The organism is Novosphingobium hassiacum (genome assembly GCF_014196055.1).
In the GTDB taxonomy this organism is placed as follows: domain Bacteria; phylum Pseudomonadota; class Alphaproteobacteria; order Sphingomonadales; family Sphingomonadaceae; genus Novosphingobium; species Novosphingobium hassiacum.
Genome location: NZ_JACICY010000005.1, coordinates 96220 through 120409, shown reverse-complemented (window position 1 = coordinate 120409; position 24190 = coordinate 96220). Strand labels below are relative to the sequence as shown.

The following is a 24190-nucleotide window of genomic DNA, read 5'->3' as shown; positions in this document are numbered from 1 at the left end:
GCATCGCTCAGCGCGTAAGCTCGGACAGGCGCGCAGCTACCTTGCGCAAGTCGTTGGCGAATTTCTTTTCTTCATCGGCACGGCCTTGATCCTGAAGCCGCAGAAGATAGCTCGGGTGCGTCGTCAGCCACAGTTCGCTGCCATCGTCCAATACATGTGGCACCCCCCGCTCCTTCTGGACGCTGACGGTCCTGCCGAGCAGGCTGCGCGCCGCGCTCGCCCCCAGTGCCAATACCAGGCGCGGGCGGATCAGCGCGCGCTCCCCATCGATCCACCACCGGCAGATGTCGATCTCCTTGGCGGTCGGATTCTGGTGCAGGCGGCGCTTGCCGCGCGGCACGAATTTGAAGTGCTTGACCGCGTTGGTGACGTAGGATTGCTCTTCCGAAATCCCGGCATCCTCAAGATGCGCGCGCAGCAACTTGCCCGCCGGTCCGACGAACGGCCTTCCTTGCATTTCCTCCTGATCGCCCGGCTGCTCGCCCACGATCATCAGCGCGGCGGATTCCGGCCCCTCCCCCATCACCGCCTGAGTTCCATTGCACCCGATCTCACAGCGCCTGCACGACTGAATAGCTTCGGCAATCTGCCCGAGCGTGGTCGGTTTCTCGCCAAAATCCTGCGCGCCTGCGTCGACCATACGCGCTTCACGTGCTTGTGCCCCGGCGATCAGCTCGGGGATGAGCGCCGTTTCCGGCATGTTCTTCCAGTACTTGCGCGGCATCTCCTTCAACATCGCGCCGATTTTCAGCCGCGCCGGATTGAAGGTCGATGCATAATACTTGCGCCACAAATCCTCGACAGGATCGCCCGACGGGGCATCCTCACGGATCGCAGGCGGGCCTTCCTGCAACGTCTTTGCGTCCCAGTGCATGCTGCCGCGGGGGGTCAGGATCGACCAGCGCATGGTGTTGAAACGACGCACGAAAAAGGCCGCGTTGGCGCGCAGGATGTGATGTTCCGGCTCGAACCAGGCGACATACCGCTCACCGTCTGCTTCCTCGATCAACCGAAAGCGAACGAACGCGCGCATCTTGTGAATGTCGCGCCGCACCTGCCGGGCAAGCTCATCGATCCGGCGTACGTCGGAGTCCGCCTTGTCATCCATCAACCGGGGTTGCGCTTGCAACCGCCAGAGCAGGCGGTAGAGCAACGGAAACCGTGATGAATCAGTATGAAGTATAGCGCTCTGGGCAAGTTGCAGGAAGTCGCGCGACGCCCTTGGCTGGGGGGCATCGGCAGGCGGTGCGGGCAAGCGCCGATCACCGTTCGCGAACAGATCCGCACTCTGGTCAGCAGGTGAATCCCAGACAATCCGGTCCGGCGGAATATCGGCCCGGACGAGACGCCGCGCAACATCGCGCCACCCCTCGAAATCATCGGGAGCGGCGAGCGACACCTGAAAGGCCTCGGCTATGCGCATGTCGCGAAAAGGCGTCATGACGCGAACAGTTCCAGTTGCTCCGATCTTTTGGGTGCGATCAGCGCCTGCAGATCGGCGCGGTCGGTCAGCAACAACGGTCGCCAGTCCTCCGCGATGATGAACGGGCGAACCTTGGCGACCGACACGGTCAGCTTGCCGACATCGGCCAGATGCAACCGGCGCTGGCGCCTTGCCGCGATCAGTGCATTAACCGCGCGCACGCCCAACCCCGGCACGCGCAACAACCGCTCACGCGGGGCGCGGTTGACGTCCACCGGGAAATCACCCCGGAACTGCAGTGCCCATGCCAGCTTGGGATCGATGTCGAGCGGGAGCATCCCATCCGCGCCTGCTGCCTGCTGCACCTCGTGCGGGGCATAGCCATAGAACCGCATCAGCCAGTCTGACTGATAGAGCCGGTGTTCGCGCATCAGTGGCGGGCGCTTCAGCGGCAGCACCGCACTGGCATCGGGGATCGGGCTGAATGCAGAGTAATAGACCCGGCGCAGGCCGAAGCTGCCGTATAGGGTGCTCGCGCGGCCGACGATATCGCTGTCGGTCGCAGCATCGGCTCCGACGATCATCTGCGTGGATTGGCCGGCAGGCGCGAATTTCGGAGCATTGCGGAAGCGCTTGCGTGCGTCCTTGGCTTCGACGATCGAATCCTTGAGCGAGGTCATCGCGCCTTCGATCTGCGTGGCGGATTTATCAGGGGCCAACCGCGTCAGGCCTGCGACGGTGGGTAGTTCGACGTTGATCGAGACGCGATCGGCATAAAGTCCGGCCCGCGCAACCAGTTCAGGATCAGCTTCAGGGATCGTCTTGAGATGGATATATCCACGAAAATCGTGTTCTTCTCGCAGGATACGAGCGACTTCTATCAACTGCTCCATTGTGTTGCTGGAGCTTTTGACGATCCCTGACGACAGGAACAGCCCCTCGATATAGTTGCGGCGATAGAACGACAGCGTCAGGTCCACCACTTCCTGCGGCGTGAAGCGGGCGCGGCGGGTGTTCGAACTCTTGCGGTTGATACAGTAGTGGCAATCGAACACGCAGTGGTTGGTCAGCAGGATCTTGAGCAGCGAGATGCAGCGCCCATCCGGCGCATAGGCATGACAGATGCCCATCCCCTCGGTCGAGCCGATACCCTTGCCCCCTGCGCTGCTGCGCTTGGTCGTGCCTGACGATGCGCAGGAAGCATCGTACTTGGCGGCATCGGCCAGAATTTCGAGACGTTCGAGAATCGTCTTGGGGGCGATGATAGCGGTTTGCGACATTTGTTCCTTATATGTTCCCATCGAGCGATGCGCCAGCCTGAACCTGTGGGCAGGCGGGCAATGGAACGTGAAACGCGACGGACGGTTTAACGCATGTAGTTGAATTCAGGAGAATCCCATGCCGATGATCGAAACCCGTGACGGAACGCGCCTTTATGCCAAAAGCTGGGGCGATGGCCCGCCGGTCGTGCTGATCCACGGCTGGCCGCTTTCGGGCGATAGCTGGGACCCGGTGAGCCACGCGCTGGCCGAGGCAGGCTTCCGCGCGATCGCCTATGACCGTCGCGGTTTCGGCCGTTCGGATCAACCCTCGGGCGGGTATGACTACGACACTTTCGCCGACGATCTGGCTGACGTCATGGCAGCAATGGGTGCGAGTGAAAACACGGCCCTGGTCGGTTTTTCGATGGGCGGCGGCGAGATCGCCCGCTACCTTTCGCGCCATGGCGGCCAAGGCGTTTCGCGTGTCGCGCTGGTATCTTCAGTCGTGCCCTACATGCTCCAGACCGACGACAACCCCGATGGCGTGCCGCAGGCGACGTTCGAGGACATGACCGAGGGCATGCTGACAGATCGGGCGAAGTTCTTCACCAGCTTCTTCAAGGATTTCTACGGCGTGGGGCTGCTGTCGCAACCGGTCAGCGACGAAGTGCTGCATCTGTCGTGGGTTACTGCAATGCAGGCGGGTCTGCGTCCGACGCTGCTGTCGGCGCAAGCTTTTGCGACGACCGACTTCCGTCCCGACCTCGCATCGTTCCGTGTGCCGACGCTGATCATCCATGGAACATCGGACAAGACCGTGCCGATCGACGCGACCGGGCGGGCCATCGCGCGCGCGGTGCCCCATGCCACGCTGCTGGAGTACGATGGCGAGCCGCACGGGGTGTTCGCAACCCAGACCGACCGCCTGACGCGCGATCTGATCGACTTCGTGTCCGGTCGCGAGGCCGATGAAGTCTCGCAGGAAGTGATCGACACGTTGACGGCGCAAACCATGGTCGCCCCGACCTTCTGATCAAGCGAAGAGCCCCTGAATGAACCATTCGGGGGCTCCGCCGCGCCCGTCGCCAATCACGCCGTGGCGATAGATCCAATAGCGGCGGCCAAGATTGTCTTCGATCCGGTAGTAGTCGCGCAGGCGCACGGTCGAGCGTTCACGCCACCATTCGGGCGCAATCCGCTCCGGCCCTTCGGCACGCGCGATTTCATGAACTTCGCCACGCCAGCGGAAACGGCGCGGCAGGCCATCGGGCGTCTCGTAAATGACTGACACGATTTCAGCCTTATCAAATATTTTCAACGGTCTGTGATGGAAAGCCAATTCCTCTTGTGAAGATGGGAGGGGATTGAGCGGCGGGCTCCAGCGTTGCGCGCGTTCGGGCAAGTGGCTGGCGTAGGGCACCGGGCGACGGATAGCGTCGGAGCCAAGCCGGACAGTCAGCCGATCGATGCAGGCGGCAAGGCTGGTGCCGTGGCGTTCCGCAGCGTCATCGAGATCGGCTTGCTCCAGCACCAGCGGCTCGGTCCACGGCGCGCGCAACCTTACCAGTTCGATGCCGAAGCCCGCATCGAGATCGTCGAGCCGGGAGGCGAACAAACGACAGACGTGCGCAGGATCGCGCGTCGCGGCGGCCATTTCGAGGCGGCGGATCAACACATCGCCATCGACCTTCCACATGCCCAGTTCCAGCCTGCGCGCGCCCTGCGCCAGCCCTTCGAGCAGCCGCGCCATGTCGCCTGCAAGATCGGTTACGACCTGATCGAGCAGAGTGCGGTGGCGGATTGGCTCCATCAGGCGGCGCTGCACCATGGGCGCGGGCACGCCGATCACCGGCAGCAACGGTTCGGGCAGGCGCCCGAGCAACTGGTCGAGACGCAGGAGCGGATTGGCCGCAGCCGAGCGGCGGTTGCGGAAGCGCCGTGCCAGTGCATCGCGCGGCTGGTCGTGAAGATCGCCAAGGCGCTTGAGGCCAAGCCGACGCAACAGCACGATCACCTCGCCATCAAGGCGCAGCGCGGCGGCCGGAAGATCGCCGAGGGCTATCATCGGATCTTCCCCTGATGCGATGATCGCGGCATTGGGGCCGAAATGCGCCAGCGCCCACGCTGCGCCTGCAGTGGGTGCAAGCGATACGCGAGCGGCAAGGCCGCGTCTGGCGAAGGCACCGGCGGCATCGGCGAGCAGTGCGTGCTCCCCACCGAACAGGTGAGCGACCCCAGTGGTATCGACCAGCAAGCCGTCTGGCGGATCGAGCGCGCTCCATGGCCCCCAACGTTGCGCCCACAGTGCCAGATTTTCGAGAAACGCAAAGTCGCCCGCCGGATCGGCCGGACGTACGGCAAGCGTCGGGCATAATGTGCGCGCGTCGGTCAGGCGCATGGAGGGGGCAGCGCCTGCCGCGACTGCGGCATGGTTGGCGGCGGCGATGCGGGGACCGTGCGCAGTATCCTCGATCAGCACGAAAGGTTCGGCATCCTGCCCTTGTCCAGGCGCGCAGCCTTCAGCCAGTCGCCAGCGATCGATCGCCAGCCCGGTGAACCAGACCGCCATGATCCGGCGTGGCGGGTTCGGCAATAAGGGCGGGACCGTCATCGCGCAAAATCCATTGTCCGGGTTGAAAAGTGTGGGCGCGGAACAGATCGGCTTTCCAGGTGGCAGCGCCGGGAGCGTGAGAATTCCATCGTGAGGCTGGTGAAGGTGCCCCCTCGACCCGCCAGCGCATTCGTGCCGCGCCCAGATCGTGTCGCGCATCGAGCCGCACCAACCACAGCGGTACACCGTGCTTTTCTGCCGCCAGTCCCAGCCTGCGTGAGGCGGTGAAATCGAGCGAACGGGGGTTTCCCGCGATCTCTCCGATCACGAACGCAAGGTCACGACAGCGCAAGCCCTCCTCCAGCGCGAACAGCGCGTCCTCGGGCGAGGCGGCAGCGACATGGATCAGGCGATGACGCACTTGCGCGGGCAAGCCCGGCAGATAGGGCGTGCCCGACAGACGCAGCGCCGCCTTGTCCTGCACCCACAGGAACGGTCGCTGATCGGGCGTATCGACCGCAGGATCGGGCGATTTCATGCGCAAGGCATCGCGCGCCAAGGCAAGCGCCAGCCCGGCTCCTGCAGCATCGCAACCGCTCGCAAACATCTCTGCATGGCGGCAACCTGTAGAAATGCCCGGACGCCAGCGAGGTGTGCGCTCACTCGCGCCGATGCCTCGTACAAGGCCGGGGGCAAGGCTAACGAAGTCAGGAGAAGCACTGGTTTCAGTCATACGAATCGCGTCCTTTGTTCTTATTATGTTCTAAGCGAAGAAACGCGCAATCCACATCCTGTTCCCTTTCTGTGCAGAACCTGGACGATTGGGCTGAGGGCCAGGCTGGAGGGAACCTCCCCTGCCCCGACCCGTTCATTGGCAAACACCGAGCACGAAAGGCAAAACTCGCGATGAAATACGATCAGGGTAACCCCGAGGAACTGAAAGAAAAATTCTGGAAGGCCATGTCGGCATCGCCTTATGTGATGCTGCAGCTCGATGCTGATCCGGATACGGCCGCGCCGATGACCGCGCAGCTCGACAAGGATGCGAACAGCGCGATCTGGTTCTTCACCAGCCGCGATAACCGCTTTGCCGAGATGGGTGGAGCGACCGCCACGTTCGCATCCAAGGGCCACGATGTCTTTGCGCGCTTCCACGGCGTGCTGGTCGAGGAAACAAGCCGTGAGAGGCTTGACGAGCATTGGAACAACTTCGTCGCGGCATGGTTTCCGGGCGGCAAGGATGCTCCCAACCTGCTGTTCCTGCGCATGGACCTGGGCGATGCCTCTATCTGGTCGAGCGAAATGGGCGTTCTGGGCACCGCCAAGATGGCGTTGGGCATGGACGTGACCGACGACGTCAAGGGCGGCTACGCCGACACCAAGCTCTGATCGCGTTATCCAGCCAAAAGAAAAGGGCCGCTCCTATGGGGCGGCCCTTTTCGTATGTGTCGTGTGTAAGCCGATCAGTCGATCGGTGGCACCGAGGTCGGCGGCGCATCTGCGTCCGTCTCGTGAACCTCATCGACAGTCCCGCGACCGACATGGCTGCGGCTGCGGCTGTAGGCGTAATAGACCACAAGCCCGATCACAGCCCAGGCCACGAACAGCATCTGGCTTTTCTCATCCAGCTTGTAGAACAGGTACAGACACCCGAAGAATGCCAACGGCGAGGTCACATAGATCGCCGGAGTGCGGAACGGACGATGCCGACCGGGCTCCCTGCGACGGATCACCAACACCGCGATGGAAACCGCCGCAAACGCGAACAGCGTCCCGGAGTTGGAGATGTTGGCCAGCAGACCAACCGGGAAGAACGCAGCGAACAGGGCTACAAAGATACCCGTAATGATCGTGATCACGTGCGGGGTGTTGTAGCGCGGATGGATCTTGGAGAACGCTGCAGGCAGCAGGCCGTCACGGCTCATCACGAAGAAGATGCGGGTCTGGCCGAACATCATCATCAGAATGACCGATGGCAAGGCAAGTCCTGCAGCAAGACCGATGAGGTTGCCCACTTGTGGCCAGCCGATTTCACGCAGCGTCCAGGCCAAGGCTTCCTTCGAGCAGACTACTGCCTGATCACCGATCGCCATGCACTGGGCTGCCAGTTCGCGGCTGCCCGGCTCCATGCCAAGACCGCTGGCATCCATGATCGGCTTGGCGCCAACCGAGCCGATCACACCAGCGGCCACCAGAAGGTAGAACACCGTACAGATCGCAAGGCTGCCGATCAGGCCGATAGGCATGTTTCGTTGCGGATTTTTCGTTTCCTCGGCGGCTGTCGACACTGCGTCGAAGCCGACATAGGCAAAGAAGATCGAGGCTGCTGCTGCGCCAATGCCACCAAAGCCGAGCGGAGCGAACGGCTCGAAGTTTTCCATCTTCATCACCGGCAGAGCCAGGACGCAGAACAGCGTAAGCGCTGCAACCTTGATCGCCACGAGCACCGCGTTGACCGAAGCGCTCTCCTTGGTGCCGATCACCAGAAGCCAGGTGACCAAGCCCGCAATCAGCATGGCCGGAAGATTGATCACGCCACCATCGTACGGACCACGCACCAGCAGGTCGGGTATATCGATATGCATCGCGTTCTCGATCAGACCGACCACATAGCCGGACCACCCGACGCTGACCGCCCCTGCGGCCACCGCGTATTCGAGGATAAGCGCCCAGCCGACCATCCACGCGATCAATTCGCCCATGACGGCATAGCTGTAGGTATATGCCGACCCCGAAACCGGCACCATTGCCGCCATTTCAGCATAGCAAAGCGCGGCAACGGCGCAAACGAACCCGGCGATAACGAAGCTGACCATCATACCGGGACCAGCTTTTTGGGCTGCCTCGGCTGTCAGCACGAAAATGCCTGTACCGATTACGGCTCCGACACCCAGCATGGTAAGTTGAAAAGCTCCGAGCGAGCGATGCAGCGATTTCTTCTCCGCTGTCGCCAGAATAGCGTCGAGCGACTTGACGCGACCGAACATGAATTTCTCCCGCCTTGGTCCGGACCCAAGCGCATGGCGATGCGGTTGCGCCGGAAACCAGGTAATGGCCGCGAAGCTAGCGGCAACGGGGTTTGGCGCAAGCCATTTTTCCCCAAATTTGCCGAACGGGAGTGCAGCCTTGCGGGTTTGCGTCAAGGCAGTAGAAGCATTGGCCGCCTGAAAGGATGCACGTTTCATGTCCACGACCTTCCAACTCGACACTGCAACCAGCCGAGCGAACCCCACCCCCGCCCCGATGAAGCGACTGACGATTCCGGCAATCCGCCAGCGCAAGAAGGACGGCGTCACCGCGCAGCCAGTGGTCATGCTCACCGCCTACACCGCGCGGCAGGCACAGTTGCTCGATGCCCATTGCGACCTGCTGCTGGTCGGGGATTCGCTGGGCCAGGTAATCTATGGCCTGCCATCGAGCGTGCCGGTGACGCTCGACATGATGGCGGCGCATGGCGCTGCAGTGGTGCGCGGGTCGTATCATGCGGCAGTCGTAGTCGACATGCCGTTCGGTGCTTACGAAGCCTCGCCCGTGCAGGCGTTCGAAAGCGCATCGCGCCTGCTCAAGGAAACCGGCTGTGCGGCGGTCAAGCTCGAAGGCGGCGAGGCGATGGCCGAAACGGTCGCGTTCCTGACCGCTCGTGGCATCCCGGTCATGGGTCACGTCGGACTTACCCCGCAGGCGGTCAACGTGCTGGGCGGCTACAATGCCCGCGGGCGCAGCGATGCCGAAGCCGCAAAGATCGTCGGCGATGCACGCGCGTTATCCGATGCCGGAGCCTTCGCCATCGTGATCGAAGGCGTGGTCGAACCGATCGCCATCGCGATCACCCAGGCGGTCCCCTGCCCGACCATCGGCATCGGCGCGTCGGCGCAGTGTGATGGGCAGGTGTTGGTGACCGAGGACATGCTCGGCATGTTCGAACGCGTGCCCCGCTTCGTGAAAATCTACGACAATATCGCCGAGACCATCTCAAACGCAGCCGCGCGTTATGCCGGGGAAGTGCGAGACCGGAGCTTCCCGGGGATTGAACAGACCTATCAGCCGAAGTAACGGCTGCGCTTCACCATAGGGAATCCCAGGTTGCTCCGTTTCTACAAGGGTTCGATCCTCTTTACGATCGTCTGCCTCGCCTTGGCTGCGGCCTACGGCTGGATGCAGACCGGGAGCGTCAGCGGGACGCTGTCGCTGCTGTGGATCGTGTTCGTGCTCTCGATCCTTGAGATCTCGCTGTCGTTCGACAATGCGGTGGTCAATGCCGCCGTGCTGAAAGACATGGACGATATCTGGCAGCGCCGCTTCCTGACCTGGGGCATGATCATCGCCGTGTTCGGCATGCGCATCGTGTTCCCGTTGGCCATCGTCGCGGTCGCAGCTGGATTGGGACCGATCGACGCGCTGACTCTCTCGCTGAACGATCCCAAGCGCTATGAGGAGATTGTCAGCAGCGCTCATGTCGGCATTGCAGGGTTCGGCGGCGCTTTCCTTGCCATGGTCGGCCTGTCGTTCTTCTTCGACGGCGAGAAAGAGGTCCACTGGATCAAGTGGATCGAGGAGAAGCTTGCGGTCGTCTCGAACATCAAGGCCGCCGAAATCGCGCTGTTGTTGCTGACAATCTATGGCATTTCGCAAATGCTGCCTGCCGAAGAAGCGCTGACCTTCATGGTGTCGGGCGTCCTTGGCCTCGTCACCTTCATCGCGGTCGAGGCGCTCGGCACGATCCTCGAAATGCGCGACGAGGCGCAGAAAGCTGCGGGGCTGGTCGTACGTTCAGGCCTGGGCGGGTTCCTTTACCTCAACGTGCTCGATGCCTCGTTCAGCTTTGACGGTGTGATCGGCGCTTTCGCCTTGTCCAACAACATGGTGATCATTGCGCTGGGGCTTTCGATCGGTGCGATGTTCGTGCGTTCGATGACCATCATGCTCGTCAAGAAGGGCACGCTGTCCGAATACCGCTATCTCGAACACGGCGCGTTCTGGGCGATTGTGGCGCTCGGCGCAATCATGCTGCTGTCGGCGCGTTACGAGATTTCCGAGACTGTCACCGGCCTGATCGGCGCGGTCCTGATCGGCCTGTCGCTGTGGTGGTCGGTCCGTCACAAGCGCCGCCACCCCGATGCCGAGATCGAGGCGGCGATCCGCGCCGACTAGCTACGCCCGGCCAGTGATGGCCTGGGCGCAGGCGTGCCCATGAACCGCGGCGCCGGGCCGGGCATGACCATGCCATCGTCCTCGACAAAGGTGCCGCGCGCGGTGTTATGCGGGTGCTGGGGAGCCTCGCGCAAGCTCAGCACAGGCGCGAAGCAGATGTCGGTGCCATCCATGATCGCACACCATTCGTCGCGCGTCCTGGCGGCGAACAGCGCAGTCAGCCGGTCCTTGAGATGGGGCCAGCCAGAGGGGTCCATCTGTACCGCAAATTCCGGGTCGCCGGTCAGCCCGGTCTTTTCGAGCAACAGGGCATAGAACTGTGGCTCGATCGAGCCGATCGAGATGTACTTGCCGTCGCTCGTTTCATAGGTGTCGTAGAAATGCGCCCCACCGTCGAGCAGATTGACCCCACGTTCGTCCTTCCACATGCCGTTGCCAAGGAAGCTGTACGTCATCGCCGACAGGATCGCCGCGCCATCGACCATCGCGCAATCGACCACTTGGCCCTTGCCTGTTCGTTGTGCCGAGAACACCGCCGCCATCACGCCGAATGCCATCAGCATCCCGCCGCCGCCAAAATCGCCGACGAGGTTGACCGGGAACTGCGGCTTTCCGCCCGCGTGGCCAAACGAGTGCAGCGCACCGGCCAAGGCGATGTAGTTGATGTCGTGTCCCGCCAGCGGCGCCATCGGGCCATCCTGCCCCCACCCCGTCATCCGGCCGTAGACCAGCTTCGGATTGTCTTCGAGCAGAACGTCGGGCCCGAATCCGAGACGCTCCATGACGCCCGGGCGATACCCTTCCACAATGGCATCGGCGTGTTTTGCCAGTTCGCGGATCTGCGCATTGGCGGCCGGGTCTTTGAGATCGAGTTCGATCCGTTCCCGGCTGCGGCTGAGGATGTCGCGATTGCCGCCGTCACCAAAGCGCCCGACATTGCGCGGACGCTCGATGCGGATCACGCGCGCGCCATGATCGGCCAGCATCATGCAGGCGAACGGCCCTGGGCCGATCCCGGCGAATTCCAGTACAGTCAATCCATCCAGCGCGCCCGGCATCAACCACCCCCCTGTTTAACCGATCGATTGAAAAGAACAGCTATAGAGCGGGAGCGGCGCTGTCGAGCGCGGAGTTTACAACGGGTTGCGCAAGCCACGGGATTGCAGGATCGCTTCGATCCGTGCCGCGCCGTCGTTATCGCCAAGGGACCGACGTCCGAATGCGAGCAGTTTCAACGCCTGCGGATTGCCCGGATTCTGCCTCAGATACCGCGCTAGCATGGCATTTGCCTCTGCCGTCCGGCCCAGCGACCGCATCGCGTCATCAATGCGCAGCAAGGTGGCGAGGTTGAAGCGGATCGATGCCGCACGCCCATAATTGTCGAGCGCGCCCAGCTTGTCATCGGCCCACAGCCGCGTATCGCCAAGCAGCAACCATGCGTCTGCCGCTCCGGGATTGGCGCGTTGCAACCGGTCCGCGACAGCTATCGCCTGCGCATCGTCGCCAGCGGCAATCAGCGCACGGATGTAGGGGACGGCGGTGGCCGCCAAATTGGGCGCATCTCCATAGGCCAGCGCCAGCGTGCCAAGCGGCTGTCCCGGCTGGATCGGCGCAACCGCGCTTTCACCGACTTCCTGTGCGCGCGACAGAAAGGATGCGGCCTCCCGCTTCCTGCCGGTCGAGACGTAGGCCTCGCCAGTCAGTTGCAGCAGATAGGGCGGCGCGAAGTCTTGTTGCGCCCACGGATCTGCAGCGGCCAACGCTTCGACATCCAGACCCTGCCGCCTCAGCGCGCGGACCAGCAGCATCCGCGCCTGCAGATTGTCGGGCTGCAGCCGCAACAGGCGGTCAAAGTGCCCCACGGCAAGATTGGTGTTGCCTGCACGATATTCCAGAATGCCGTTGAGCAGGATGGCTGCCGGGAGGTCGCGCAGCTTCGTGCCGGTCTTGAGCAATATCTGCCGGGCAAGCGTGGTCTGCCCCGCACGCGCTGCCAGTACCGCCTGAAGGTACAGCGCCCGCACGTTGCCCGGATCAACGGTCGCGAGCTTGCGGCAGACCACCAGCATCGCCTTGTATTGCCCGATATCGCCCAGCGTCGCCGCATATTCGCCAAGGAGGCCGACATCGTCGGGTGCGACGCGCAGACCAGCCTCGAACCACGGCAACGCCGCAAACAGGCCGTATTGTTCGCGGATCATCAGCCCGCGCAGTTCGAGCGCGCGCGGATCCCTGGGTGCCAACTTCACCGCATGATCAGCCGCCTCGATCGCCTGCGCCTGCTCGCCTCCGGTATAACGCAACCGAGCAATATCGACCCACAGTGCCGGGTCATTGCCGTTTAGGCGCAACGCACGGTCGAAGGCCTGGCCTGCGTCGGGCAGGTGCCCCTCGACCAGTTCCAGCCGACCGCGCAGATGCCACCCGTGTGCCGCAGAGGCTGGGGCGAAATTCCCGCCATAAAGAACCTCGCGTGCCTGACGGCGATCCCCCTGCATGAGCAGAGCTTCGCCCAATTCGGCGCGGACGAGATCGATTTTTGCTCCTCCGCGAACCGCGGCGCGCAACGGCGCTTCGGCGGCAATGCCGTCTCCCTTGGCGAGCGCCGACCGCGCTTTTACCAAGGCATCCGCATAGACTTGCGCACGCAAGCTTCCCTGGGCCGGCAGGCACGCCAGCACCAACAGCGCAAGCGCGGCGGCAACCGGCCTAGTTCTGAAGATCGTAGGTCTTGAGCAGGTCATAAAGCGTCGGTCGGCTGATCCCCAGCAGGCGGGCGGTGCTGGAGATGTTGCCATCACTGCGCGCCAGGGCGTGGCGGATGACCTTGCGGTCCGTCGCCTCGCGCGCGGTCTTGAGGTTGAGCGGCGACGGCCCCTCCTGCGCGCTGCCGGGAAGGTCGAGATCGGCTGCCGATACCAGTTTGCCATCGGCCATAATCACCGCGCGCTTCACCCGGTTCTCGAGTTCGCGGACGTTTCCGGGCCATGACCAACTGTCGATCGCCGCCAACGCATCGGGTGCAAGACCCTTTACGCTGGGGTTCATCTCGGCCGCAAAACGGTTCAGGAACGTCTTGGCCAGCAGCGTTGCATCACCGGGACGTTCGGCCAGGCCGGGAATACGCACGACGATTTCTGCAAGGCGATAGTACAGGTCCTCGCGAAAGCGCCCGTCGGTGATCATGAGTTCGAGGTTCTGATGCGTGGCGCAAACGATCCGGGTATCGACCTCGATCGAGCGCCGTCCACCGATCCGCTCGATCGTCCGCTCCTGCAGAAAGCGCAGCAGCTTGACCTGCAACTGCAGGGGAATATCGCCGACCTCGTCGAGGAACAGCGTGCCGCCGCTGGCGAGTTCGATCTTGCCTTCGGTCGTCTTGACGGCACCAGTGAAGGCACCCTTTTCATGGCCGAACAACTCGCTTTCGAGCAGGTTCTCGGGGATTGCGGCGCAGTTGATGGCAACGAACGATCCGCCAGCGCGGCTCGATGCATCGTGCAGGCCCCTCGCCAGCAGTTCCTTGCCCGTCCCGCTCGCGCCCAGGAGCATGACCGAGACGTTGGTGTTGGCCACGCGCTCGATCGTGCGCGCTACCTTGATCATCTCTGGCGCAGCGGTGATCATCCGGCCGAGCACCTTGTTATCGGTCGTCGCGCGATTGGCGAGGTTGCGATTTTCGCTCTCGATCCGCGACAGGTGCAGCGCCCGGCGCACGATCAACCCCAGCGCGTCGATATCGACCGGCTTCTGATAGAAGTCGTAGGCCCCCTTCTCGATAGCCTTGAGCGCACTTTCGCGCGCGCCATGGCCGCTTGCCACGATCACCTTGGTCTCGGGCCGCAGGGCCATGATCCGGTCGAGCACAGCGAATCCCTCGCTGGTCCCGTCCGGGTCTGGCGGCAGGCCAAGATCGAGCGTGACCACGGCAGGCTCCTCGGACCGCAACAACGCAAGGGCGCTGGACTGGTCCCCGGCGATGACCACATCGAAGTCCTCATAGGCCCACTTCAATTGCGCCTGCAGGCCGGGATCGTCCTCGACGATCAGCAGCACAGGCCGCTGTCCGGGCTTGGCTTCGCTCATCACGCTACCCTTTGGTCAGGGGCGCTTCGTCCGCCCTCGATTGAATCAATGAATGCTTGCGACGCCGTCAGCGGCAAGCGCACGGTAAAGCGCGTCCCGAGCCCTTCGCGGCTCTCAACTTCGATCCGGCCGCGCATTGCCCGGACCAGTTCACGCGCCTCGAACGCACCGATGCCGAAGCCGCCCGATTTGGTCGAAACGAACGGCTTGAACAGCCGGTTGCGAATGAACTCGGCGCTCATCCCGCAGCCGGTGTCGGTTACCTCGATCGCACCGTGCAGGCCATCGGTGTGGGCCTGCAGAAACACCGCCATACCCTCCGCACTCGCATCCAGCGCGTTCTGCACAAGATGCAGCACGACCTGCTCCAGTGCATCGCGATTGGCGAGTACGCGGCAAGGCGCACCACTTGTGACGTGAACTTGCGGTTGCCCGGGCGCGTTGTAGCGCTCAGCGACGGATCGCAGGACATCGCTGGCGTCCACATCCTCGATCCGCTCGGCACCGTTATTCCCGTAGCGAGAGAGCCTGGCGAGCAGCGCGTTGAGCTTGTCTGCCGAATTGCGCAGGGTAATCAGCATGTCCGCGCGAAAGGCGGGGTTCTCCGCGTGCTTCTCGGCGTTGCGCGACAGCAGGCTGAGCTGGCTCGCAAGATTCTTGATATCGTGCATCACGAACGCGATGCGCCGGTTGAATTCGTCGAACCGGCTGGCTTCGAGCAATGCAGACTGCCCCGCGTGCTCGGCGAGATAGCTCGCCAGCTGCATGCCGACCACGCGCAACAGATCGAAGTCTTCCCAGTCCAGCTTGCGCGCCACGAGTGGCCGTCCCAGCACGACCAGACCAACCAGCCGGTCGAAATGCAGCAAGGGCACCAGCGCCCAGGCGGTATGCTCCTCCATCAGCCATTTCGGAACCGAGGCCCGTTCGCCCTGATAGTCGATGCCAGCCCGGACCTCATCCAGATCGACGATGAAACCGCGCTTTTCGAACGCAGGAATCGCCGATGCTGCAATCGCCTCTGCAGGTACGTCGGCGGTTGGCCACTGCCACCGCGCCGCAAGCACCATTTCCCCGCTTTCGGCTTGGACGAGCAGCAGGCCAGCCGAACTGTCGGTGATGTCGGCAACGGCCTGGACCACGCGTTCATGCAACGGCGGAGTCTGCGAGCCGACCCGCCCGATCGTCCGGGTAAAACGTAGCCATTCAGCGCGATAGTCGTAGCGGTGCTGGAAAAAGTGCTTCGACAGCATGACCTTGAGCCAGCCGCGCACGCGTCCCGAAGGCAGGATCGCAAGCACCAGCACGCTGGTGACCAGCACGAAGCCGAGTTGCGCCAGTTGGCTTGCATTGCCACCCATCCACGCGAGCGACTGCGCAGCGCCGACCATCACGATCATGTACGCACCGATCACCATCAGCGACAGCGACTGGAACGCGACCGCGCGCGACGGCGAGAAGCGCAATGCCGAGCGACCCCGCACCGCACCGATCACCAGCAACCCGGCCACACCAAGCTGCGCCAACCCGCGCAAGCTTGTAAGTTCGACCGGCATCGCGCGCGATAGGTAGACAATCGTATAGAGATTGAGGTCGTAGCCCCAGAGCATCGTCAGCGCGGCACAGGTCCAGCGCAGAGCGACGCGTTGCTGGGCCATCGCACCTGCATAAAGGTTGTGCACCAGCACCAGCGCGCCTGTCGCGACAAGCAGGCGGAACACCACCGAGATCTGAAAGATCATCTGACGCGCCGCAATATCGCTGTAGGACTCCATCTGCGCGAGCAGCAGCACAGGCTGGAGCATCTCGACGAACACCAGCGAGGCGATGACCGGCCGGATGGGTGCCACACTGGTGTGGCGACCGTCGCGCGTGAAAAGCACGAACGTCAACGCCAGCCAGGAAAGGCTGCGCAGGCTCTCAAAAAACTGAGCAAGGATTGTAGTCTGATCGGTCCCTGCCGCCAGGATCAGCGACCAGGCTGCGGTCAGCAGAAATGTGACGATCTCGGCACGGCCAGCTTTCGTGCCTTTGCGCCGCCTGCGGTCCCATTGCCAGGCGACAAGCAACAGGAACGCGAACGCGGATGCGATGAACATCCACTGCCCGAAGCCTTGCCAGGTAAAAGGACTCGCCATCGCCGCGGCCTCAGCGCGCGCCCTCGTGCCAAAGCACGACGCGCAGGGTCTGGAGGAGGATCAGCAGATCGAGGAATGGCGTGTAATTCTTGGCGTAGTACAAATCGTATTCCAGCTTGTGCCGCGAATCCTCGATCGAAGCGCCATAGGGGTAGTTGATCTGCGCCCAGCCGGTGATGCCCGGTTTTACCATGTGCCGCTCGGCATAATACGGCAGCTGATCCTCGAGGTCCGCCACGAATTCGGGGCGCTCCGGCCTTGGTCCGACGAAGCTCATCTCGCCTTTCAGCACAGTCCAAGCCTGCGGCAACTCGTCGATCCGCAGCTTGCGGATGATCCGTCCGACGCGGGTCACGCGCGGATCGTTCTCCTGCGCAAACTGCGCACCATTGATCTCGGCATCGGTGCGCATCGAGCGCAGCTTGAGCAGATTGAACGGTTCGCCGAAGAGTCCGACCCGGGTCTGCCGGAAGAACGCCGGACCCTTGCTGTCCAGCTTAACCAGTAGCGCAAACAGCACGATCACCGGGAGCGTCAGCGCCAGAAGCAGCAGGCTGGCGGTAATGTCGAAGATGCGCTTGGACGCGCTCGACAAGGCACGACCCGAAGAAAAGCCGTCCGAAAAGATCAGCCAGCTCGGATTGACCGTGTCCAGATCCACCCGCCCCGTTTCGCGTTCGACGAAGGTCGAGAAGTCGTTGACGTGGACGCCGGTCGTCTTGATCCGCAACAGATCCTTCAGCGGCAGAGCATTCCGCCGCTCCTCGAGCGCCAGGACCACCTCGCTGACACCGAGATTTTCGACGTAGCGCGTCAGGTTGTTGATCGCATCACGGTGGATCGCCTCGATTACCACCGGAACACTGCTGCTCATTCCGATATAGCCAACGATGGCAAACCCTGCCTCGGGCTTGTCACCCAGCTTGCGCAACCGGTCAGCCCGCGCGCCAGCCCCCAGAACCAGTATCCGCCGTCGGAATGCCGCTGTTCCAAGTAGCCCGCCCAGCATGAGCCGGATCAGGACAAGGAAAGCCATCGAAATGAACATCGCGTAGAGCAGGTTCGAACGCCAAAGTGTTCGTCCGGGCAACATGAAGTAGACGACCGATAGCGCAATGATACCAAGGCTCACCGCCACCAGTAGCCGCGCCGTCGCGTAGCGCATCGACCGCAGGGAGTCGGCCCCGTAGACCCCGACTGCGATCATCGCCATCTGCACGAGGCCTGCAAACAGCAGCAGAGGCGTCATCCGCATCGGGATGACTCCTGGATCGATGCCGATCTGGTGCGCGCGCAACTGCCAGCCGAGCTCACCCGCAACGATCAGCAGGATGAAATCCAGCAGGCCCAGTAGAAGGACCGAATGCGGGATATAGTGTTTGAACAGTCGGATCATTGCACCGGCGCTCGTCACCCCAACAGGGCTCGGAACGAACCCTTCGCAATTGCCTTAGGCTGCAAAGGGTAAAGCGTCGGTTACTCTGACAATCGTCGCCAAAAATTCAGCGTGATATTTCTGCAGGTTTTCCAGAAGTTTAGGTGTGAGCACATTGCTTGATTGTCGGCAAAATTTACAATGCGGTGATTATTTTTTGTCGCTGTCGACTGCATCTTGTGCCGCATTGCCCACCTGCTTGGCAGCACTGCCCACATCGCTAGCAGCCTCGGCAATCGCGTTGTCGCGGCTCGACCGGCTGTCCTGAGCTTGCAACAGGAAGTAGCCGCCGACGACCAGCACTAGCAACACGAGCAGCACAACAACCCATCCGCTGCCTCCACTGCGGCGCGCGCCTTCGTCATAAACTGTGGTGCGGGTGTGGACCACACCATCGGGGTCCCGAGTTTCAACGCGTTCCTCAACCATCTTGCCGCTCCGCTTATTGTTTCTAAACGAACAAACCCGCGCGCCAATTGCGGTTCCCGCGAACGGTCCGCTTCAGCACGATATCGCACTGGCAGCGAGCGCGCTTCCCTGCCATGCTGCAGCAATGCGGCAGAAAGAATTGCGCATTGCCCTTGTCTGTTACGGCGGCATCAGCCTTGCTGTGTACATGCATGGCGTGACCAAGGAACTTTGGCACGCAACGCGTGCCAGTCGTGCCTTCCACTGCCCCGAGGGCAATCACCCCGCTGGCGTCGAAGCCGTATACCATCGCCTGTTCGAGGAAATCGCCCTCACCCGCGACTTGCGCCTGCGCCTGCTCGCCGACATTGTCTCGGGTGCCAGCGCAGGGGGAATCAACGGCGTTTTCCTGGCGCAGGCCATTGCGACCGGGCAAAGCCTCGAACCGCTTACCGCAATGTGGCTCGAGCGTGCCGATATCGACGTCCTGCTCGATCCCGACGCCCAGCCGTGGAGCCGCTTTGCCAAGTTCTGGGCGCAACCGCTGGTGTGGTTCGTGCTCAAACGCCCCGGCAACGTCGTCAGCAGTACCGTCGCGCCGCACACCCGATCCGAGGTCCGCCGCAAGGTCTCGCGCCTCATCCGCGCCCGCTGGTTTGCGCCACCGTTCAGCGGCATCGGCTTTTCGCGCATGATCGCTGACGCCCTCGATGCTATGGCGGCCACCCCGGAGGGCGATCCCCTGCTGCCCGAAGGCCACCCGATCGACCTGCTGGTCACCGCGACCGACTTCAACGGCCACCTTGAGGAACTGCGCCTCAACAGTCCTGCTGTCGTGGTCGAAAGCGAGCACCGCCTCTCGATCGCGTTCCGCCACAATGCGTCGCGCAACGGCCCACGCGAGCTTGCCGCGACACCCGAACTGGTCCTCGCGGCGCGCTCTACCGCCAGTTTCCCCGGCGCGTTTCCGCCCTTGCTGATCGAGGAGATCGACCGCCTGGTTGAAGAACGCGGGACGGCGTGGCCGGGTCGCAACCGCTTCATCGAACGGATCATGCCCAGTCACTGGAAGCACGGTGCCATCGACAGCGTCGCGCTCGTCGATGGCGCGGTCCTGGTCAATCGCCCGTTCGCCCAAGCCATCGGCGTGTTGCGCGATCGGCCCGCCCGGCGCGAGGTCGACCGACGCTTCGTCTACATCGATCCCAGCCCCGATCACATGCGCATCGCGCCAAAGGGTGGACGTACCGTCGGGTTCTTCTCCGCCATCTTTGGTTCGCTCTCATCGATTCCGCGCGAACAACCGATCCGCGACAACCTCGATGCGCTCGAGCGCCAGTCGAAGCAACGCGCGCGGCTGCGGACGATCGTCGAAGCGCTGCGTCCCGAGATCGAGGAGACGGTCGAAGGCCTGTTCGGGCACACATTGTTCTTCGACCGGCCCAGCAATCGTCGCCTCACCGCTTGGCGCAACAAGGCGCAGCAAGCTGCGGCGGAACGTGCGGGATACGCCTTCCATGGCTATGCTCAGACGAAGCTCGTCGGGATCGTTTGCGAGCTCACCGAACTGATCCACACGGCCGCGCCCCAGGCGGCCACTGCCGATCAGGTCGAGGCGGCCTTGTGGAGCCACCTTGCACAAAGCGGCATGGATCGCCTCTCTGCCTTGCGCGGCGGAGCGACCGAGCAGGCCGCCGTGTTCTTCCGCACGCACGATCTGGCCTATCGCATCCGCCGCCTGAAATTGCTCGCCCGTCGGCTTACCCATGAATGGGAAGCCAGCGACGAGATCACGCCCGTGGCGCGCGAGGCTGCGCGCGATGCCGTGTACCGCGCGCAGGCGCTCTATCAGGGACGTGAAACCGTCGAAGGCCTTGGACCGGGTTTTGCCGAGACTGCTGCCGTGGCCACGGTCGATCCCGGTGCGGTCCTTGCGGCAATCGCTGCGCGTCGCGACCTGATCGGTCTGGATCTGCAAGTCGATGCGATGTTGGTCGCAGCGCTCGATCCGATGGAAAAGCCGCTCCGTCGGCGCTTCCTCCACGCCTACCTCGGATTCCCGTTCTACGACACAGCCACGCTGCCGATGCTGCAGGGCGAAGGAATGGGCGAGTTCGACCCGGTCAAGGTCGACCGCATATCACCCGACGATGCTACCTCGATCCGCAAGGGCGGCACCTTCGCGTGCCTGCGCGGGGTGGAATTCTTCAACTTCGGCGCGTTCTTCAGCCGTGCCTATCGCGAGAACGACTACCTCTGGGGCAGGCTCCACGGCGCAGAACGGATGATCGACCTGATCGCTTCGACGGTAGAGACGCCCCTGTCCGGCCCCGTCATCGCCGCGTTCAAACGCGATGCTTTTCTCGCGATTTTGGAAGAGGAGCAGGACAGGCTGGTTGCCGAACCCGGCCTGACTGATCGGATCAGGGCAGAGGTCATTGCAGCGTTCGCCGACGAATGAGATATTAGCGACCAAAAAATGACCCGCTCCCCCGCGAAGGCGGGGGCCTCAGGCCTCGGCGCGTCACCGCCTGAGGTCCCCGCCCTCGCGGGGACGCCAAGCCTCATTCAGTAAGATCGCTCCAAGCATCCTTGATCCGGTCGAAGAAGCCCTTCGACTGGGGGCATTCCTCCCCCGTCTCCGAAGCCTGGAATTCGCGCAGCAATTCCTTCTGGCGCGCCGAAAGCTTTGTCGGCGTCTCGACATGCAGTTCGATCACCAGATCGCCGACGCCACGCCCCTGCAGCACGGGCATACCCGCACCACGCTTGCGCAGCTGTTTGCCAGACTGAATACCCGCCGGGATCTCGATCACATGGACTTTGCCGTCCAGCCCCGGAATCTCGACTTCGCCGCCTAACGCAGCCTTGGTAAAGCTGATCGGACAACGCGCCATCAGCGTCGTGCCTTCGCGCTCGAACATGTTGTGCCGCTGGACGTGCAGGAAGATGTACAGGTCACCCGCAGGCGCGCCAAATGGCCCCGCCTCGCCCTTGCCTGCAAGACGGATGCGCGTGCCGTTGTCGACACCCGCCGGAATGTTCACCTGCAAACGCTGCTCGGCATCGACGCGGCCTTCGCCACGGCAATGCTTGCACGGCGATTCGATCACCTCACCCCGGCCATGGCAGGTCGGGCATGGCCGCTCGACCATGAAGAAGCCCTGCTGCGCGCGGACCTTGCCGTGGCCCTTGCACAAGTTGCAGCGCCGCGCCGAAGTCCCCGGCGTCGCGCCCGATCCTGCACAAGGCTCGCACTTCTGCGAAACCTCGACCGCGATCTCGGAATCCTTGCCGTGGAAAGCGTCCTCGAGCGTGATTTCCATGTCGTAGCGCAAGTCTGCGCCGCGCCGCGCCTGCTGGCGCCCGCCTGCAAATCCACCACCAAAAATGGTTTCGAAGATGTCGCCGATGTCGCCGAAGTCACCACCGCCGCCAAAGCCACCGGCTTGACCTCCGCCGCCCTGCTGAAAGGCGGCATGGCCATAGCGGTCGTACGCCGCCCGCTTCTGCGGGTCGGACAGGCAGCCGTAGGCTTCGTTGATCTGCTTGAATTTTGCTTCCGAATCAGCGCAGCCCGGATTCTTGTCCGGATGGAACTTCATCGCCAGCTTGCGATAGGCAGACTTGAGCACCTTGTCGTCGGCGGTGCGCTCTACCTCGAGCAATTCGTAAAAGTCGATTTCGGTCGACATTGCGTTTCCCTGACAAATAAAGACCCGCCGCCAGCGCACTTACGCAAGCGGCGGGTCTGGTTCATCGCAACATCACTTGGTGTCGTCGACTTCCGAGAACTCGGCGTCGACCACATCATCATCGGCCTTGGGGGCTTCGGCACCCGGAGACGAAGCAGCAGCCTGCTCCTTCTCGTAGATTGCCTGGCCCATCTTCATGGCCTTGTCGGTCAGTTCCTGAGTCTTCGCGTTCATCGCCTCGACATCGCCGCTTTCGACCGCGGTCTTGGCTTCGGCAATCGCCGCTTCGATCTCGGCCTTCAGCGCAGCGTCGACCTTGTCGCCGTTCTCTTCAAGCTGGCGCTCGGTCGCGTGGATCAGGCTCTCGGCGTTGTTCTTCGCTTCGGCTTCTGCACGACGCTTCTTGTCTTCGTCGGCAAACTTCTCGGCATCGCGGACCATCTGGTCGATGTCGGCATCCGACAGACCACCAGACGCCTGAATGCGGATTTGCTGCTCCTTGCCGGTGCCCTTGTCCTTGGCCGAAACGTTGACGATGCCGTTGGCGTCGATGTCGAACGTGACCTCGATCTGCGGCACGCCACGACGTGCAGACGGGATACCGACCAGATCGAACTGGCCGAGCATCTTGTTGTCCTGCGCCATTTCGCGCTCGCCCTGGAAGACACGGATCGTCACCGCCTGCTGGTTGTCCTCGGCAGTCGAATAGACCTGGCTCTTCTTGGTCGGGATCGTCGTGTTGCGATCGATCATGCGGGTCATGATGCCGCCCAGCGTCTCGATACCCAGCGAAAGCGGGGTCACGTCGAGCAACAGCACGTCCTTGACGTCGCCCTGAAGCACGCCTGCCTGGATGGCAGCGCCCATGGCCACGACTTCGTCAGGGTTCACGCCGGTGTGCGGTTCCTTGCCGAAGAAGTCCTTCACCACTTCGCGAACGCGCGGCATGCGGGTCATACCGCCGACGAGCACGACTTCGTCGATGTCCTTGGCCGAAACGCCAGCATCAGCCAGAGCCTTCTTGCAAGGCTCAAGCGTACGCTGGATCAGCGCAGCAACCAGCTTTTCGAGATCCGAACGCGTGATCGTTTCCACCAGATGGAGCGGAGTGGTCGAGCCACCTTCCATGCGGGCAGTGATGAACGGCAGGTTGATCTCGGTCGTCTGGGCCGAAGACAGCTCGATCTTCGCCTTCTCAGCCGCTTCCTTCAGGCGCTGCAGGGCAAGCTTGTCGCCGCGCAGGTCCATGTTTTCCTTGGCCTTGAACCGGTCGGCCAGATATTCGACCACAACCGTGTCGAAGTCTTCGCCGCCCAGGAACGTGTCGCCATTGGTTGACTTCACTTCGAACACGCCGTCGCCGATTTCCAGCACGGAGATATCGAACGTACCGCCGCCAAGGTCATAGACCGCGATCGTCTTGCCGTCCTGCTTGTCGAGGCCATATGCCAGCGCAGCCGCAGTCGGCTCGTTGATGATGCGCAGCACTTCCAGACCGGCAATCTGCCCGGCGTCCTTGGTCGCCTGGCGCTGCGCGTCGTTGAAGTAGGCCGGAACCGTGATCACGGCCTGCGTGACGGTCTCACCGAGATAAGCCTCGGCGGTTTCCTTCATCTTCTGCAACGTGAACGCGCTGATCTGCGAAGGGCTATAGTCCTGCCCGCCAGCCGAAACCCACGCATCGCCGTTCTTGCCCTTGACGATGGTGTAGGGGACCAATTCGGTGTCCTTCTTGGTCACCGGGTCGTCGAAGCGGCGGCCGATCAGGCGCTTGACCGCGAAAATGGTGTTGTCACCGTTGGTGACAGCCTGGCGCTTGGCCGGCTGGCCGATCAGGCGTTCACCATCCTTGGTGAAAGCGACGATCGACGGCGTGGTGCGCGCACCTTCCGAATTTTCAATGACCTTGGGCGTGCCGCCATCCATCACTGCAACGCAGCTGTTGGTCGTGCCGAGATCGATACCGATAACTTTAGCCATGGTTTCCCCAGTTCCTTCCATTTCAGACACCGCGAGGACGTTGACACCCCCCTGCCGGGCA

The 24190-nt window shown here is 62.7% G+C and carries 18 protein-coding genes; 5 read left to right on the top strand and 13 right to left on the bottom strand.

Features of this window, described 5'->3' with window-relative positions:
* Positions 1-7 precede the first annotated feature (7 nt).
* Both GGQ88_RS11625 and GGQ88_RS11620 read right to left on the bottom strand, forming a co-directional pair.
* On the bottom strand, positions 8-1441 hold the full coding sequence (locus GGQ88_RS11625) for a UdgX family uracil-DNA binding protein (RefSeq protein ID WP_183613397.1): 1434 nt from the start codon (positions 1439-1441) through the stop codon (positions 8-10).
* On the bottom strand, positions 1438-2703 hold the full coding sequence (locus tag GGQ88_RS11620) for a putative DNA modification/repair radical SAM protein (protein ID WP_221214639.1): 1266 nt from the start codon (positions 2701-2703) through the stop codon (positions 1438-1440). The genes GGQ88_RS11625 and GGQ88_RS11620 overlap by 4 nt, the downstream gene beginning before the upstream one ends.
* Before the next feature lie 118 nt (positions 2704-2821).
* On the opposite strand from GGQ88_RS11620, the gene GGQ88_RS11615 reads away from it, so the two are divergent.
* Positions 2822-3718 (top strand): alpha/beta fold hydrolase, encoded by an 897-nt coding sequence (locus GGQ88_RS11615; RefSeq protein WP_183613395.1) that lies wholly within the window; start codon positions 2822-2824, stop codon positions 3716-3718.
* Here the strand turns inward: GGQ88_RS11615 and GGQ88_RS11610 are convergent, their stop codons facing one another.
* Together GGQ88_RS11610 and GGQ88_RS11605 are read right to left on the bottom strand one after the other, a co-directional pair.
* Positions 3719-5296 (bottom strand): DNA polymerase Y family protein, encoded by a 1578-nt coding sequence (locus tag GGQ88_RS11610; protein WP_246385878.1) that lies wholly within the window; start codon positions 5294-5296, stop codon positions 3719-3721. It lies immediately after the preceding gene.
* A complete protein-coding gene (locus tag GGQ88_RS11605; protein ID WP_246385876.1) occupies positions 5205-5969 on the bottom strand; it encodes a hypothetical protein in 765 nt (254 codons plus the stop codon). Before GGQ88_RS11605 ends, GGQ88_RS11610 begins: the two co-directional genes overlap by 92 nt.
* A gap of 173 nt (positions 5970-6142) precedes the next feature.
* Between GGQ88_RS11605 and GGQ88_RS11600 the strand changes: the two genes are divergently transcribed.
* Positions 6143-6625 (top strand): pyridoxamine 5'-phosphate oxidase family protein, encoded by a 483-nt coding sequence (locus GGQ88_RS11600; RefSeq protein WP_183613391.1) that lies wholly within the window; start codon positions 6143-6145, stop codon positions 6623-6625.
* 74 nt (positions 6626-6699) lie between these two features.
* Here the strand turns inward: GGQ88_RS11600 and GGQ88_RS11595 are convergent, their stop codons facing one another.
* The gene (locus GGQ88_RS11595; RefSeq protein WP_183613389.1) at positions 6700-8223 is read right to left on the bottom strand and encodes an amino acid permease; all 1524 of its coding nucleotides are present in this window, start codon (positions 8221-8223) and stop codon (positions 6700-6702) included.
* Between the two features lie 196 nt (positions 8224-8419).
* Between GGQ88_RS11595 and panB the strand changes: the two genes are divergently transcribed.
* Together panB and GGQ88_RS11585 are read left to right on the top strand one after the other, a co-directional pair.
* Positions 8420-9289, top strand: a complete 870-nt coding sequence (gene panB, locus GGQ88_RS11590; protein WP_183613387.1) for a 3-methyl-2-oxobutanoate hydroxymethyltransferase — start codon at positions 8420-8422, stop codon at positions 9287-9289.
* Between the two features lie 30 nt (positions 9290-9319).
* On the top strand, positions 9320-10387 hold the full coding sequence (locus GGQ88_RS11585) for a DUF475 domain-containing protein (protein WP_183613385.1): 1068 nt from the start codon (positions 9320-9322) through the stop codon (positions 10385-10387).
* Here GGQ88_RS11585 and GGQ88_RS11580 read toward each other — a convergent pair.
* The 6 genes from GGQ88_RS11580 to GGQ88_RS11555 all read right to left on the bottom strand — a co-directional run bounded on the left by GGQ88_RS11580 (position 10384) and on the right by GGQ88_RS11555 (position 18475).
* Complete coding sequence (locus tag GGQ88_RS11580; protein WP_183613383.1) at positions 10384-11445, bottom strand: CaiB/BaiF CoA transferase family protein; 1062 nt, start codon at positions 11443-11445, stop codon at positions 10384-10386. The genes GGQ88_RS11585 and GGQ88_RS11580 overlap by 4 nt on opposite strands.
* Before the next feature lie 75 nt (positions 11446-11520).
* On the bottom strand, positions 11521-13038 hold the full coding sequence (locus GGQ88_RS11575) for a tetratricopeptide repeat protein (RefSeq protein WP_246385875.1): 1518 nt from the start codon (positions 13036-13038) through the stop codon (positions 11521-11523).
* A gap of 58 nt (positions 13039-13096) precedes the next feature.
* Complete coding sequence (gene prsR / locus GGQ88_RS11570) at positions 13097-14473, bottom strand: PEP-CTERM-box response regulator transcription factor (RefSeq protein ID WP_183613379.1); 1377 nt, start codon at positions 14471-14473, stop codon at positions 13097-13099.
* Positions 14473-16611, bottom strand: coding sequence for an XrtA/PEP-CTERM system histidine kinase PrsK (prsK, locus tag GGQ88_RS11565; protein ID WP_183613377.1), 2139 nt, complete (start codon positions 16609-16611; stop codon positions 14473-14475). The genes prsR and prsK overlap by 1 nt, the downstream gene beginning before the upstream one ends.
* Before the next feature lie 10 nt (positions 16612-16621).
* Complete coding sequence (locus tag GGQ88_RS11560) at positions 16622-18007, bottom strand: TIGR03013 family XrtA/PEP-CTERM system glycosyltransferase (RefSeq protein ID WP_183613735.1); 1386 nt, start codon at positions 18005-18007, stop codon at positions 16622-16624.
* A gap of 189 nt (positions 18008-18196) precedes the next feature.
* Entirely contained in the window at positions 18197-18475 is a 279-nt protein-coding gene (locus tag GGQ88_RS11555; RefSeq protein WP_183613375.1) for a hypothetical protein, read from the bottom strand.
* Positions 18476-18599: 124 nt separating this feature from the next.
* Between GGQ88_RS11555 and GGQ88_RS11550 the strand changes: the two genes are divergently transcribed.
* Positions 18600-20915 carry a patatin-like protein gene (locus GGQ88_RS11550; RefSeq protein WP_183613373.1) on the top strand — a complete coding sequence of 772 codons (2316 nt, stop codon included), beginning with the start codon at positions 18600-18602 and terminating at the stop codon, positions 20913-20915.
* 103 nt (positions 20916-21018) lie between these two features.
* On the opposite strand, the gene dnaJ is transcribed toward GGQ88_RS11550, so the two are convergent.
* Together dnaJ and dnaK are read right to left on the bottom strand one after the other, a co-directional pair.
* Complete coding sequence (gene dnaJ / locus GGQ88_RS11545) at positions 21019-22149, bottom strand: molecular chaperone DnaJ (protein WP_183613371.1); 1131 nt, start codon at positions 22147-22149, stop codon at positions 21019-21021.
* 72 nt (positions 22150-22221) lie between these two features.
* Entirely contained in the window at positions 22222-24129 is a 1908-nt protein-coding gene (dnaK, locus tag GGQ88_RS11540) for a molecular chaperone DnaK (RefSeq protein ID WP_183613370.1), read from the bottom strand.
* Positions 24130-24190 lie beyond the last annotated feature (61 nt).

Bases quoted from the DNA above. Each gene is read 5' to 3' on its own strand.
- GGQ88_RS11625 (WP_183613397.1), bottom strand. From the start codon at position 1,441: ATGACGCCTTTTCGCGACATGCGCATAGCCGAGGCCTTTCAGGTGTCG.
- GGQ88_RS11620 (WP_221214639.1), bottom strand. From the start codon at position 2,703: ATGTCGCAAACCGCTATCATCGCCCCCAAGACGATTCTCGAACGTCTC.
- GGQ88_RS11615 (WP_183613395.1), top strand. From the start codon at position 2,822: ATGCCGATGATCGAAACCCGTGACGGAACGCGCCTTTATGCCAAAAGC.
- GGQ88_RS11610 (WP_246385878.1), bottom strand. From the start codon at position 5,296: ATGACGGTCCCGCCCTTATTGCCGAACCCGCCACGCCGGATCATGGCG.
- GGQ88_RS11605 (WP_246385876.1), bottom strand. From the start codon at position 5,969: ATGACTGAAACCAGTGCTTCTCCTGACTTCGTTAGCCTTGCCCCCGGC.
- GGQ88_RS11600 (WP_183613391.1), top strand. From the start codon at position 6,143: ATGAAATACGATCAGGGTAACCCCGAGGAACTGAAAGAAAAATTCTGG.
- GGQ88_RS11595 (WP_183613389.1), bottom strand. From the start codon at position 8,223: ATGTTCGGTCGCGTCAAGTCGCTCGACGCTATTCTGGCGACAGCGGAG.
- panB (WP_183613387.1), top strand. From the start codon at position 8,420: ATGTCCACGACCTTCCAACTCGACACTGCAACCAGCCGAGCGAACCCC.
- GGQ88_RS11580 (WP_183613383.1), bottom strand. From the start codon at position 11,445: ATGCCGGGCGCGCTGGATGGATTGACTGTACTGGAATTCGCCGGGATC.
- prsR (WP_183613379.1), bottom strand. From the start codon at position 14,473: ATGAGCGAAGCCAAGCCCGGACAGCGGCCTGTGCTGCTGATCGTCGAG.
- prsK (WP_183613377.1), bottom strand. From the start codon at position 16,611: ATGGCGAGTCCTTTTACCTGGCAAGGCTTCGGGCAGTGGATGTTCATC.
- GGQ88_RS11560 (WP_183613735.1), bottom strand. From the start codon at position 18,007: ATGATCCGACTGTTCAAACACTATATCCCGCATTCGGTCCTTCTACTG.
- GGQ88_RS11555 (WP_183613375.1), bottom strand. From the start codon at position 18,475: ATGGTTGAGGAACGCGTTGAAACTCGGGACCCCGATGGTGTGGTCCAC.
- GGQ88_RS11550 (WP_183613373.1), top strand. From the start codon at position 18,600: ATGCGGCAGAAAGAATTGCGCATTGCCCTTGTCTGTTACGGCGGCATC.
- dnaJ (WP_183613371.1), bottom strand. From the start codon at position 22,149: ATGTCGACCGAAATCGACTTTTACGAATTGCTCGAGGTAGAGCGCACC.
- dnaK (WP_183613370.1), bottom strand. From the start codon at position 24,129: ATGGCTAAAGTTATCGGTATCGATCTCGGCACGACCAACAGCTGCGTT.